15 protein-coding genes and 1 tRNA gene are annotated in these 13,075 nt (G+C 30.6%); 8 read left to right on the forward strand and 8 right to left on the reverse strand.

What is annotated here, in order from left to right:
• Positions 1 to 2: 2 nt before the first annotated feature.
• Positions 3 to 935: an ABC transporter ATP-binding protein gene (locus tag B4E59_RS04595; RefSeq protein ID WP_280035614.1), complete on the reverse strand. Its 933-nt coding sequence runs from the start codon at positions 933 to 935 to the stop codon at positions 3 to 5.
• A 58-nt stretch (positions 936 to 993) separates the two neighbouring features.
• The gene (locus B4E59_RS04600) at positions 994 to 1,326 is read right to left on the reverse strand and encodes an MGMT family protein (RefSeq protein ID WP_291051717.1); all 333 of its coding nucleotides are present in this window, start codon (positions 1,324 to 1,326) and stop codon (positions 994 to 996) included.
• Positions 1,327 to 1,367: 41 nt separating this feature from the next.
• Between B4E59_RS04600 and B4E59_RS04605 the strand changes: the two genes are divergently transcribed.
• Positions 1,368 to 1,913, forward strand: a complete 546-nt coding sequence (locus tag B4E59_RS04605) for a hypothetical protein (protein ID WP_115000395.1) — start codon at positions 1,368 to 1,370, stop codon at positions 1,911 to 1,913.
• Positions 1,914 to 1,967: 54 nt separating this feature from the next.
• On the opposite strand, the gene B4E59_RS04610 is transcribed toward B4E59_RS04605, so the two are convergent.
• Positions 1,968 to 2,159 carry a cold-shock protein gene (locus tag B4E59_RS04610; protein ID WP_038330556.1) on the reverse strand — a complete coding sequence of 64 codons (192 nt, stop codon included), beginning with the start codon at positions 2,157 to 2,159 and terminating at the stop codon, positions 1,968 to 1,970.
• A 126-nt stretch (positions 2,160 to 2,285) separates the two neighbouring features.
• Here B4E59_RS04610 and hemW point away from each other — a divergent pair, with 126 nt between their 5' ends.
• The 4 genes from hemW to B4E59_RS04630 all read left to right on the forward strand — a co-directional run bounded on the left by hemW (position 2,286) and on the right by B4E59_RS04630 (position 7,395).
• Positions 2,286 to 3,413 carry a radical SAM family heme chaperone HemW gene (gene hemW, locus B4E59_RS04615; RefSeq protein WP_115000397.1) on the forward strand — a complete coding sequence of 376 codons (1,128 nt, stop codon included), beginning with the start codon at positions 2,286 to 2,288 and terminating at the stop codon, positions 3,411 to 3,413.
• 17 nt (positions 3,414 to 3,430) lie between these two features.
• Positions 3,431 to 4,240 (forward strand): glutamate racemase, encoded by an 810-nt coding sequence (gene murI / locus B4E59_RS04620; RefSeq protein WP_125349482.1) that lies wholly within the window; start codon positions 3,431 to 3,433, stop codon positions 4,238 to 4,240.
• 63 nt (positions 4,241 to 4,303) lie between these two features.
• Positions 4,304 to 5,536: an ornithine--oxo-acid transaminase gene (gene rocD, locus B4E59_RS04625; RefSeq protein WP_115000400.1), complete on the forward strand. Its 1,233-nt coding sequence runs from the start codon at positions 4,304 to 4,306 to the stop codon at positions 5,534 to 5,536.
• Between the two features lie 77 nt (positions 5,537 to 5,613).
• A complete protein-coding gene (locus tag B4E59_RS04630) occupies positions 5,614 to 7,395 on the forward strand; it encodes a M48 family metalloprotease (RefSeq protein ID WP_291051720.1) in 1,782 nt (593 codons plus the stop codon).
• A 304-nt stretch (positions 7,396 to 7,699) separates the two neighbouring features.
• On the opposite strand, the gene pdxH is transcribed toward B4E59_RS04630, so the two are convergent.
• Positions 7,700 to 8,347 carry a pyridoxamine 5'-phosphate oxidase gene (gene pdxH / locus B4E59_RS04635; RefSeq protein ID WP_221855228.1) on the reverse strand — a complete coding sequence of 216 codons (648 nt, stop codon included), beginning with the start codon at positions 8,345 to 8,347 and terminating at the stop codon, positions 7,700 to 7,702.
• 75 nt (positions 8,348 to 8,422) lie between these two features.
• Between pdxH and B4E59_RS04640 the strand changes: the two genes are divergently transcribed.
• Positions 8,423 to 8,974 carry a YqgE/AlgH family protein gene (locus tag B4E59_RS04640; protein WP_291048426.1) on the forward strand — a complete coding sequence of 184 codons (552 nt, stop codon included), beginning with the start codon at positions 8,423 to 8,425 and terminating at the stop codon, positions 8,972 to 8,974.
• A 4-nt stretch (positions 8,975 to 8,978) separates the two neighbouring features.
• Here the strand turns inward: B4E59_RS04640 and B4E59_RS04645 are convergent, their stop codons facing one another.
• Positions 8,979 to 9,788 (reverse strand): aminotransferase class IV, encoded by an 810-nt coding sequence (locus tag B4E59_RS04645; RefSeq protein WP_221855234.1) that lies wholly within the window; start codon positions 9,786 to 9,788, stop codon positions 8,979 to 8,981.
• 11 nt (positions 9,789 to 9,799) lie between these two features.
• Complete coding sequence (locus B4E59_RS04650) at positions 9,800 to 10,183, reverse strand: START-like domain-containing protein (RefSeq protein ID WP_038330532.1); 384 nt, start codon at positions 10,181 to 10,183, stop codon at positions 9,800 to 9,802.
• A 115-nt stretch (positions 10,184 to 10,298) separates the two neighbouring features.
• Between B4E59_RS04650 and B4E59_RS04655 the strand changes: the two genes are divergently transcribed.
• Positions 10,299 to 10,372 (forward strand) — tRNA-Met (locus B4E59_RS04655).
• A gap of 60 nt (positions 10,373 to 10,432) precedes the next feature.
• Here the strand turns inward: B4E59_RS04655 and B4E59_RS04660 are convergent.
• Positions 10,433 to 11,290 (reverse strand): DUF6515 family protein, encoded by an 858-nt coding sequence (locus B4E59_RS04660; RefSeq protein WP_125349476.1) that lies wholly within the window; start codon positions 11,288 to 11,290, stop codon positions 10,433 to 10,435.
• Between the two features lie 231 nt (positions 11,291 to 11,521).
• Here B4E59_RS04660 and B4E59_RS04665 point away from each other — a divergent pair, with 231 nt between their 5' ends.
• The gene (locus tag B4E59_RS04665) at positions 11,522 to 12,571 is read left to right on the forward strand and encodes a nucleoid-associated protein (protein WP_038330727.1); all 1,050 of its coding nucleotides are present in this window, start codon (positions 11,522 to 11,524) and stop codon (positions 12,569 to 12,571) included.
• A gap of 36 nt (positions 12,572 to 12,607) precedes the next feature.
• Here the strand turns inward: B4E59_RS04665 and B4E59_RS04670 are convergent, their stop codons facing one another.
• Positions 12,608 to 13,066 (reverse strand): GNAT family N-acetyltransferase, encoded by a 459-nt coding sequence (locus B4E59_RS04670; protein WP_038330524.1) that lies wholly within the window; start codon positions 13,064 to 13,066, stop codon positions 12,608 to 12,610.
• Positions 13,067 to 13,075 lie beyond the last annotated feature (9 nt).

Genomic DNA, 13,075 nt, shown 5'->3' on the forward strand with positions numbered 1-13,075 from the left:
GCTTAAAGATTAGGAATTGAACTTTGTTTGACGGCTTCCAAAAACACATCATTCATCGAAGGAATAATTTCTTTGAATTGATGAACTTGCCCCACTTGCATCAATTTATCTAAAATCACATTGGTTGGTGTTTCTTTATTGTACAACAAATTAAATTCAGTTCGTTGATTAACGTTTCGTACATCCGAAATCTCAAATTCATTCGCTAAATTTTGAAGAGAATCAGCGGGAATTTCATTCAATTGAATCGAAAATTTCCCTGTCTTAAATTGATTTCTAACTTCTTCAATTGTTCCATCTAATACTTTATTCGATTGATTAATCAAAGCAACATGATCACACATTTCCTCTACAGATTCCATACGATGCGTCGAAAAAATAATTGTCGTTCCTTTATCTCTTAATTCAAGAATTTCATTCGCAATAATTTGTGCATTTACAGGATCAAAACCACTAAAAGGTTCATCAAAAATCAGCAAAGAAGGATTGTGAATAACTGTAATCACAAACTGAACTTTTTGTCCCATTCCTTTCGACAACTCGCTCAATTTCTTGTTCCACCAAGACATCATATCAAGTTTCTCGAACCAATATTCGGTACGTTTTTTAGCTTCCGCAGAAGAAAGACCTTTCAGTTTTGCAAAATACAGTGCCTGTTCTCCAACCTTCATATTCTTGTACAAACCACGTTCTTCTGGCATATAACCAACTTGACCGATTGATTTTTTCGTCAAAGGTTCTCCATTCAACAAAATTGTCCCGCTATCTGGCGCTGTAATTTGATTGACAATACGAATAAAAGTCGTTTTTCCAGCACCATTTGGTCCCAAAAGTCCATAAATAGAACCTTGTGGAATATTGATACTAAAATTATTAAGCGCAACTTTATCTTTATATTTTCTTGTTAAGCCTTGAGCTTGCAATAAAAATTCCATTTTCTATATCATTTGATTTGTAAAATTAGTAAGAAGAAAGTAAATTTTGTTACAGATTTTAATGAGATTCATTCGGATCCCATACAATTTCTTTAAAATTAATCACTTTATCATTTATAATCTCCACACCTTCATTCTCTAACAATTGCTGCATCAAACTCGAAGGATTAAAATGATGTTTTCCAGTTAACAAACCATTTCTGTTTACAACACGATGCGCAGGAACATCTTCTCGATTATGTGCATGATTCATCGCATAGCCAACCACACGCGCAGAAGATTTTTCTCCTATATATTTTGCTATCAAACCATAAGTAGAAACACGTCCTTCGGGAATTTGACGAACTATTTCATAAATTTTCTCATAAGTATCAGAAATGATTTTTGTCATAATCTAAACATTTATTGTAAATTTAAAGAAAGTAATAGAATATGAGCCAAAAAGTTCCAATTAAATCTCTTTTAAGCCGACCACGTTTTAAGGTTTTTACGCATTTATCAAAACAAGAATTTATTGATTTAATCAAAAAACACCTTGAAACAAATTCTACTGAATACGGAGGTTATGCCAATCAGGAAGTTGCGATGATTCGTGTCCGCAAAGACAAGGATAAATATTGGCACCCGCAATTACAAATCAGAATTGAAGATGACGATGATCATCCTAACTATTTGGTTGTAAGAGGAATTATTGGTCCGCCTTCTAATGTTTGGACATTTTTCGCATTTTTGTATGGTTTGAGCGGAGCTATTTTTATCACCTTAGGCTCTTATGCGGTTTCCGAATATATTGTACAAGGAAATAGTGTATGGATTTGGAGTATTCCTATTGCATTATTGATTACTTTAGGAACCTATTTAGCGAGTTTATATGGTCATTATTTGGCAAAATATCAGCTAGGAAGATTGTATCATTTCGTGAATGAATTGCTTCGTGATGCAGAGTTTTATCAAAATAGCGACGAAATCAAAGAATAAAAAAAGCGACCTAAATAGGTCGCTTACAAGAAATATGTTGAGATAATATATTAATTAGATTACTTTCACATTAACGGCGTTGATGCCTTTTTTTCCTTGTTCTAAGTCAAAAGATACTTTATCGTTTTGAGCTACTTTGTCTGTTAAACCAGAAACGTGTACGAAGTACTCTTTTCCTGATTCGTCATCTTTAATAAATCCGTATCCTTTTTCTTCATTAAAGAATTTTACAGTTCCTTTATTCATAGTATTTTATTTTCGTTGATAAAGATATAAGATTTATTTACAAAACCAATATTAATTTTTAGTTTTTTTTATAACAATTTTTTTAGCCTATAATTTCATTATAATTTTGCTTCAAATCATAATATTTTGGCAGGAATTTATATTCATATCCCGTTTTGTAAACAAAAATGCAGCTATTGCGACTTTCATTTTTCGACAAATCTTCAACATAAATCAAATTTAATTCAAGCAATTAATAAAGAACTTGAGATCAGAAAAGATGAAATTTCAACACCTTTAGAAACGATTTATTTTGGAGGAGGAACACCTTCTATCCTGTCCGAAATTGAATTAGAAAGTATTTTCGAAACGATTTATAAAAATTATTCAACCAAAAATTTAAAGGAAATTACACTCGAAGCGAATCCTGATGATTTGAATAAAGAAAAACTTAATTTCTTAAAATCAACTCCGATTAATCGTTTTTCGATTGGTGTTCAATCATTTTTTGAAGAAGATTTGAAATTAATGAATCGCGCACATAATGCACAAGAAGCTGAAACTTCGATAAAATTGGCGCAAGATTTTGGTTTCGAAAATATCACTATTGATTTGATTTATGGTTCTACGACCACAACCAACGAAATGTGGAAGCAAAATTTGCAAAAAGCAATTGAGCTGAATGTTCCACATATTTCTTCTTATGCGTTAACAGTCGAAGAAAAAACAATTTTAGATCATCAAATCAAAAAAGGAATCACAAAACCGGTTGATGAAGATCGTCAAAACGAACAATTTCAACTTTTAGTTGACACTTTAACTTCGAATGATTTTATTCAATATGAAATCTCCAATTTCGGAAAAGAAGAGTATTTTTCTTTACACAATTCTAATTATTGGAAAGGAATTCATTATTTAGGAATTGGACCTTCTGCGCATTCTTATAACGGAAAAACTCGTGCTTGGAACATTGCAAATAATTCTAAATACATACAAGCTATCAACGAAAATAATCTACCTCAAGAAATTGAAGTTTTAAATGAAGTAGAAAAATTTAATGAAATGATAATGATAGGATTGAGAACAATTTATGGAATAGATTTAAATCGAATTAATTCAGAATTTTCTCAACCTTTAGTTAATTCTTTTCATCAAGAACTCAATCAATTAATCAACGAAAATTTAGTCGAAAAGAAAGAAAATAAAATTATTTTGAAACCCGAAGCAAAATTTTTCGCAGACGGAATTGCTTCTAGATTATTTTACATCAATTAATTTGTTAAATTTGCGATATGAATGATAACAGACCAATTGGTGTTTTCGACTCTGGAGTTGGTGGTTTGACGTTTGCAAAAGAAATAAAACGTCTGCTACCAAACGAAAGTTTGATCTATTTTGGCGATACTCAAAATTTGCCTTATGGAGAAAAATCGAAAGAAGCGATTACACAATTTTCGGTAGACATTACTAATTTTTTAATAGACAATAATTGTAAAGCGATTTTAGTTGCATGTAATTCTGCAACCGCTAATTCGTTGAAAGAAATTAGAGAAGCTGCAGGAAAAGATGTTCCTGTTATCGATGTTATTTCGCCTGTTGCGGAGAAAGTTTCGTTCGAATTAAGAGAAAAGATAGGTGTTATTGCAACAAAAGCAACTGTAAATTCGGGCGCGTACAAGAAAGCAATTCGTCGTCGAAATAAACATATTACGGTTATTGAAATGGCTACTCCTCTCTTAGTACCTGTTATCGAAGAGGGTTTTACAAATTCTACGATTTCTAAAGCAGTTTTAGAAACGTATTTATTGAACAAAAAATTAGAAGGAATTGATTCGATTATTTTAGGATGTACGCATTATACACATCTGGAAAAAGAAATCAATCAAGTATTTGAAGGAAAAGTTGATATCGTAAATTCACCTTTAATTGTCGTGAATCAAGTAATTTATCAATTGGCAAAAGAAGGAAAATTGGCTGCGAAAGATACTGTTGCAAACTATACATTTTATATTTCTGACAATACAGATAATATTATAAAAGTGGCAAAAAAATTCTTTGGAAAAGATATTCAATTAATTGAGAAAAATTTAGAAACGAAATAGAACCGACCATTATTTGTCGGTTTTTTTATAAAATATTACGAACAAACAAAAACAAATCATTACATGGAAAAATCAGCAGAATTAATTGCATTAGAAGAAAAATACGGAGCGCATAACTATCACCCACTTCCAGTTGTATTGGAAAAAGGTGAAGGTGTTTACGTTTGGGATGTTGATGGAAAAAAATATTTCGACTTTTTATCAGCTTATTCAGCTGTTAATCAAGGTCACTGTCATCCTAGAATTATTAAAGCGTTGAAAGATCAAGCCGAAAAATTAACGTTAACTTCTCGTGCTTTTTATAATGCGGAATTAGGAAAATACGAAAAATTTATCACAGAATTATTCGGTTTCGATAAAGTATTGCCAATGAATACGGGTGCAGAAGCTGTAGAAACAGCGCTAAAAATTGCTCGTAAATGGGGTTACGAAAAGAAAGGAATTCCAACTGGTGAAGCGATTATTGTAGTATGTAAAGACAATTTCCATGGTCGTACAACTACTATTATTTCTTTCTCGAATGATGAAGATGCACGTAAAAATTTCAATCCTTACACAAGTGGTTTCGAAGCTGTAGAATACAATGATGTTGAAGCTTTGAAACAAATTTTAGAAGAAAAAGCAGATAAAATTTGTGGATTCTTAGTAGAACCAATTCAAGGAGAAGCTGGTGTTAATGTACCTTCTGAAGGATATTTGAAAGCTTGTGAAGAATTATGTAAACAACATAATGTTTTATTTATCGCGGACGAAATTCAAACAGGAATCGCACGTACAGGAAAAATGTTAGCAATCGATCACGAAAATATTGATGCTGATGTTTTAATCTTAGGTAAAGCCGTTTCAGGTGGAGCTTATCCAGTATCTGCAGTTTTAGCAAATGATGAAATAATGAATGTCATCAAACCAGGACAACACGGTTCTACTTATGGAGGTAATCCATTAGCTGCGGCTGTTGCTACAGAAGCTTTGCAAGTTGTTTTGGACGAAAAATTAGCTGAAAATTCTGAAAAATTAGGACAAATTTTTAGAACAGAAATCACGAAAATGGCTGAAGAATTTCCATTATTCAAATCAGTTCGTGGAAAAGGTTTATTAAATGCAATTTTAATCAACGATACACCAGAATCTGAAACAGCATGGAATTTCTGTGTTGCAATGAAAGACAACGGATTATTAGCCAAACCTACACACGGAAACATCATTCGTTTCGCTCCTCCTTTAGTGATGAACGAAGAACAATTACACGAATGTTTAGCGATTATTCGTAAAACTGCACAAGAGTTTAATAAATAATCAACAATAAAATGATATAGAAAAAACCTGATGAAATTTCATCAGGTTTTTTTATATTCGAAACTTTAATTAACACTATGAATTCTTTTAAAATAAACGTTTCCGAAACGTACAAAAAGGCGCAAAAAAAATCGGCAGTATGGATTGCTCTTTTCTTGATTACTCTCTTCTTTTCTACAATTTTGAGCATCATCATTTTCATAATTTGTGTTTGTGGAGGAATCGCTATCGTCATTGCTAAACCAATGTGGATTACCATTTTTTTAGGTTTGGGACTGTTGGCTTTAGGAGGTTTAATCGTTTACTATAATATTAAATTTATTCTAAATATTTTCAAAAAAACAGCTACAAATGGAATTGAAATTTTTGAAACGGATCAACCAGAATTATTCAAATTAATAAAAGCAACCGCAGATAAAGTTGGCACAAAACATCCCAAAAAAGTATTTATTATTGATGATGTAAATGCATATGTTTCCTATTCGAACAATTTGCAAAGTTTAGTTTTTCCAACAAGAAAAAACTTATCCATTGGCGTTGGTTTGCTTCATGGTATTTCTCAAAATGAGTTAAAAGGAATTATTGCGCACGAATTTGGGCATTTTTCTCAAAAATCAATGACAATTGGTAGCCATGTTGGAAATGCGACCAAAATTATGGAAGATATTTTATACAGTAATCAAACCTTAAAATTTGATGTTGATAATTTAGGCCAAATTAATGGAATTGTTGGTTTTATTTCAATGGGCGCTGTTGCTTACAATAAAATGATTGAATCTATTTTGAAAATAATTCACAAAAAATTAGAATTCAATTATCTAAAATTAAGTCGAGAAATGGAATTTCATGCTGATCAAATTGCAACAAATGTTGTGGGAATTGAGACGATGAGCAAACCATTATTGAGAATAGAATTGTATCAATTTGTTTACCAAGAATTAGCTAATTTTTATACAAATTTACAAGATGATAAAAAGTTTTCGACTAATATTTATCAAAACATGAATCAATTAGTTGACTTTTATATCGATGATTACGAACTTTTTTTAGAAAATAATTTAGCTATTGTTGGAATTAATGAATTTAATCAAAATCATTCTTTACTACAATTTGAAGATTTATGGTCGACACATCCAGAAATGGACAAACGTTTGGCAAATATAGCGTCTACAAATCATCATTCTGAAATAGATAAATCTCCAAAAGCAATTACATTACTTCAAAAAAATAATGAATTTGAAGAAGAATTTACATTCAATTTTTTCTTTCAATTAAATTTATACCGTGTTAATGAAATAAATAATTCAGAATTTATTGAAACGTTTAAAACCATTTATAATAAATACAATTACCCTAAAGTTTACAATCATTTTTTTACAAATTATGATTTACCTTTTGATCGAATTAAAGAAGTTGATTTAACGAATAAACAACAAAATATTCCTACGAATGAATTGTTTTCGGATGAAAATATTTTAGTTGCAAAACAATATTTAGCTTTACAAATTGATTTACTTCAATTAGATTTTTTTACTGGTCAAAAAAAGCCGCAACCATTCAAATACAACAATGTTGTTTACAATAAAAAACAAGATGTACTGAAAGTTAAAGAAGAATTAGAGCAAATAAATAAGGAAAAAGAAGCTGAGTTCTCAGAATATTTAGACAATATCAAAATATTTTTCAAATCTAATTTAGATGAACAAAAAACTATTTTGTTAGAAGATTGCATCAAAGTTGAAGCAGATTTATCAGCAAATATTCAATTGGTAAATGAAATTAGAACTCATATTAATTTTGCAACAAAACCCATTCATGAAAAGCTAAGAATCGAAGCTTTAACAGTTTTGAATAATTAAATAGAGCAACTTAAAAATGTAACAAAAGATATTCTACAAAGTGAAATCGCAAAGGAAAAAATAACTATTCGAGAAATTGAAAATGCACAATATTTTATAGATGAAGATTGGATTTTCTTTTTTGACTCTACAGGTTATAACAACAATGCTTTTGAAAATTTAATCGAAAATTTATACTTTGTAGATCAAGTTTCAAATAACTTATTGTTTCAAAAAAAAGCTGCTTTCCTAAAAGAATACGAACCATTATTAGACTATACATCAAAAACAAAAGCCTCTTAATTAGAGGCTTTTGTTTTATATCTTAAGGTGCTAAACGCTCTTTTTTCCAATCAAAATCGTCTTGTAAAACATAACGAACTCTATCGTGTAAACGACTTGGACGTCCTTGCCAAAACTCTATCTCAGTTGGACGAATCAAGAAACCTCCCCAATGTGCTGGACGAGGAATTTCTTTTCCTTCGTATTTTTTTTCTAATTCCAATTCCTCTGTCGCTAAATCTTCGTGCTCATCAATCACAGAACTTTGCGCCGAAATCCAAGCGCCTAACTGGCTACTTCTTGGACGTGTTTCGAAATATCCATCCGAATTATTATCCGAAGTTTTTTCAGCCACACCTTTTATAATAATCTGTCTTTCTAGAAATGGCCAAAAAAATGACAAACAAACTTTCGGATTTTCTAATAAAGCTTTTCCTTTCTGACTGTTGTAATTCGTATAAAAAATAAAACCTTCGTCCGTATATCTTTTCAATAAAACAACACGCGTTCTCGGAAATCCATCTTCACCAATCGTTGCAACAGACATCGCATTTGCTTCATCCACTCCATCCGATTCTTCAGCTTGCAGAAACCAATCACGAAATTGTTCGATCGGATTTTCTCTTAACGAATCAAAATTCATCGACTGTTTTTCGTAAACTTTTCTTTTATAACTTAAATCTTGTTTCATTAATGATTATTTTATATTTTTAAACAGCTAATTGTATATTTCGTTAAGATTTCACGTAACAAAACCGAAACAAAAATGTCTATCAAAAGTATAAAAAAAGGAGTTATTTTGGTCGCAAAACCAACATTAAGTAACGATATTTTTCAGAGAAGTGTAATTTTAATTACAGAACACTTAGAATCTGGAAGTATTGGTTTTATTCTTAATCATTCTTCTCATATTCCGATTAGTATTTTTGTATCTGAAATGGAGTCTGCATCTATTGTTTTTGAAGGTGGACCTGTCGATAAAGAAAACATCTATTATATTCACAAACGACCTGATTTAATCAGAAATAGTGAAAAAATTACTAAAAATTTATATTGGTCTGGCGTATATGAAGATGTGCGTGATGCAGTAAATCAGAATTTGATTAGTCAAGATGAAATCAAGTTTTTTATTGGATATTGTGGTTGGGCACCAAAGCAAATCAAAGATGAATTAAACAATAATTCGTGGGCTGTAACGGATTTGGATTTTGATATTTTTGAGCGTTGGGATGCTGATTTGTGGAAAAAATTGATGAAACAGCTTGGAGGTGAGAACTTAATTTGGCTAAACACCCCCGCTGATCCTTCTATGAATTAATCAATTATAAATACTTAAAAATCGATTTTGTTTTGTCTAAAGTGTATTCTTTTTTACGATTTTTGGTAATTGGTAAAATTCCAATTCCATCAATCAAAATGAAAACTTCTTCTGCCTTCTGAATTTCAAATGGAAAAATTTCGACTTCTTCTACTTTAAATTCTTCGGCTTTATTAATTTTTGTAATGAAATTATTTCTCAAAACACTAGTAATAACACCTTCTTCTTTTTTCGGTGTACGAATCGTTTCTCCATTCACAACAAAAATATTTCCTCGTAAAGAACGCGCCATTTTTTTGTTTGCATTTAGCAAAATAATATCAGCATAATCATTCTCTAAACGATAGATTTCTGCAATATTTTCTTCTGGACGATACGTATTCACAAGTGAATAAAATGCAGTATTGATCGCATAATCTTTGTAAACATCAATTTCGTTTTCAGCTTGTAAAAACTCCCAATCATTTTCACTATTTTCAATGGAAATCAAATAATTGATGGATGCTTTTAGATAATCTTCCTCATCATTTCTGAACGCAAAAAATTCTACTTTCCCTGATTTGGTCTGATTTGCTTCTGCTAATAAATTGATTTGTTCTTGAAAAAATTCTGGTGTAAAATCTAACGGAATATTCATGCGGTAAATACGCATAGAAGCCATTAAATTGAAATAATGATCTTCCCAATCAATAATTTCACCATTTACAAATCGCAAAATTTCTTTTACAGCATCACCATTACGAAAAGCTCTGTTCTGAATTCCTATTTCTGCATTTGCTTTTTCGACAATAACGCCACCTAAGTTAATTTTCAAAATAATAGATTTTAAACAGATCCTAAGATTTTTTTTAGATCTTCAATTTGACTTTCCCACAATTGTTTTGATTCTTCTACTTCGTCTTCATCAGCAAAATCTGTAATAACTAATGATACATCGTTCGTTAAATCGTCTTCTACAATTGTTAATTCGAAGAAATATTTTGTATCTTCATCATATTCCCATTGAAAGCGCACGTATCCATCTTGCTTAGATTTCATCAAAAATGCAGATTCTTCGTGTCCATCCCAAATAAAAGTATATTTTTCTCCACGAGAATTTACGTTATCTGCAAACCATTCTGATAAACCAGAAGGGTTTGAAATATAGTTATATAGCAAAGACGGTGAAGACTTGATTGAAAATTCTACTTGATATTTCTTTTTTGGCATAATTCTATTTTATTGAAGTCGCAAGATATAAAATGAATTGTATCTACCAAAGAAAATCAAAATAAGTTTTGTTATAAAATCAAAAAAAAATTACCTTTGCAAAAATTAAAATTTAGGCGAGGTAGCTCAGATGGTTAGAGCGCAGGATTCATAACCCTGAGGTCGGCAGTTCGATTCTGCTCTTCGCTACAAATAAAAAGCCCAAACAGACAATCTGTTTGGGCTTTTACTTAACTACTAAAACCTATACTAATCTAAATAACCTACTACTTGATAAGCTCTTGTTCCTCTATTGTAAATTTTTTGGTACAAAACACCTCCAAATTCATACAGATATTCTCCTCCATAATCTACTCTTTCATATCCTGCTGGTAACGCATATACGATAGCACCTAGTGGAGCTTGAACTACTTCATAATAATTTCTATTTGGGCTGTAATAAACACCTTCGTAGAAATAATATGGATTTCTATTACCAATATTAATTGTTACATAACCTACTGGTAAAATATTAATTCTAAATCCTACATATGGCATATATCTCACATATCCATTGTTATAAGGACGATAGTAAATACCATTGTTTCCGTAGAAGTTATAACTGTTATACGAATACTTGTTATAGTTTCTTACATTCACATTAGAAACTGGTCGGTTTCCTCTGTTGTATGAGCTAGAATTTATACGAACTGGATTGTTGTAGAAATCTCTGTTTTTTAAACTCTCAGATCTATTGCCTTGATTTCCTTGGCTATTTCTACTATTATTCCAATCTTTATTAGAACTTGGTCTGCTACCTACAATAGCAGTATTATTTCTATCTATACGTGTACTAGTTTCACGTTCTGTTCTATTTGTAGAATTTTTCCAAGATTCATTCGTAGAATTTCCACGACCTATTCTTTCTGTTCTATTTCCTTCAATACGGCTAGTTCTATTTTCTGTTCTAGCCATTTCAGAGCGTCCATTCCCTTGACTTCTTGAAGTTGCTTCTCTTGAAGAAGAACTTCTCTCACCACCTCTTTGACCTCTATCTTGAGCATTTACACCAACAGCTAACATGGCTGTAAAAGCTACTCCTAAAAGTGTAAATTTAATTTTTTTCATCACCCAACTTTTTAATAAATTAAGACATTTCTCCTAATACTATTTCCGTGCCATAATTATAAGTTTAAACCATAGAAAATGTTATAACAATCAAAATAATTTATAAGCCATTCAAATTCAATGAATTGCATTAACAATTTTGTTTGACAATTTTGTTAAATATTTTTATTCCTGACATCGTTTGTATTGATTTCTGAATTGATTACTTTTGTTTTTAAGAAATTATATAAAATGATTGACGTTAAAAATGCTTACATCGCCTTTATTAGTTTACAAAAAGTTGGACATAAAGTTCGAGAAGAAGCTAACATTTTTGCCGATAAAACACTAGAATACGATGAATCTAAGGAAGAACAATTGGTACCTTTCTTATTAAGTCCTTTCAAAAAAACACTCGAAATTAATCGTTTCACGCATTATACAGAAAAGTTAGAATTTAATGTTTTGTATAATCAATGCAAGCAAATGTTTGATGAAGAAATAGATTTTATCGATTTTTCGCAAGAAGTTTTAAGTCATTTATACGAGAAATCATTACATCCGCAGATCAAAAGTGGTGAAGTTTTTATTGCCCTTTTCGAAAATATGATGTTCGACGGAATTCCTTGCCGTGGAATTGGAATTTATAAATTAGAGAATAAGAAGAAATTCTTGCGTTTTGACGAATCACGTGGTTTAGATTACAACATTTGGAAAGGTTATAAGCTAGAAGGAATCGACAAAGCCTGTCTTATTCTTGATGCTTATCGCGACGAAGGTTTCCGCGTCTACTCTATCGATGATAAAAATGTGGAGTCAGAATATTGGAAGAAAAATTTCTTAGAAATTGATTTGATTAAGGACAACAATTACCATACGAAGAAATATATGGAGTTGATTACAGATTTCTCGAATGATTTTCTTTTGGATAAAACAGACAAAAAACAACAAGCAGAATTTATCTCAAATTCGATAAATGTGTTGAATTCGAATGAAGTTGTAACGAATGAAATTTTTGAAGATCAAGTTTTGAAACCTTTCGAAATTATTGATGAATTCAAAGAATATAAGAAAGATTATAGCGAAAATAATCGTGTTGAATTTGTGGAAGCTTTCGAAGTTTCAGTTCCAACTTTGATGAAAGAATCTAAGAAAATTAAAAGTGAAATTAAATTAGATACAAAGATTAACATCAAATTAGATTTGACAAATCCTGATGCAGCTGAAGAATATTTGGAGCGTGGTTTTGACGAAGAAAAGAAAATGTATTATTATAAAGTCTATTTCAATTCTGAACAATAAATTAAAGGCTCCTATTTTGGAGCTTTTTTTTTGATATTAATTCAATTTCAAAATACATTGATGATTCAAAATCTCAAAACCATTTTTCAGCCAAAAACCTTTTGCAAATTGATTTTCAGCTGTAAATTCTAATTCAATATATGCTTGATCGTTCAAGAAATTTATCGCTTCTTTAACCAATTTAGAAGCGATGTTTTGATTGCGATAATTTGCATCAACATACAACGAATCTATTCTTCCTTTTGATTTAATCACAAAATATTTCGGACGAAGATGTTTCGAACAAATAATATATCCCGTCAACTGATTTTCTATTTCGGCTACAAATATTTTTATATTCTGTTGATGTAAAATTCCCTTGAAAAAATCATCAATATCATGTTTGTAGGTCAAATCTATTTGATACAATGCATTAAACTCTTGATGATGTTGTAACAATTTTATCATCATTCTTTTCAGTTCAGGAATATCATTTTCTACGGCAATTCTTATCATATCTAAAAA

It is taken from the genome of Empedobacter sp. UBA2044 (genome assembly GCF_002333005.1).
Classification (GTDB): domain Bacteria; phylum Bacteroidota; class Bacteroidia; order Flavobacteriales; family Weeksellaceae; genus Empedobacter; species Empedobacter falsenii_B.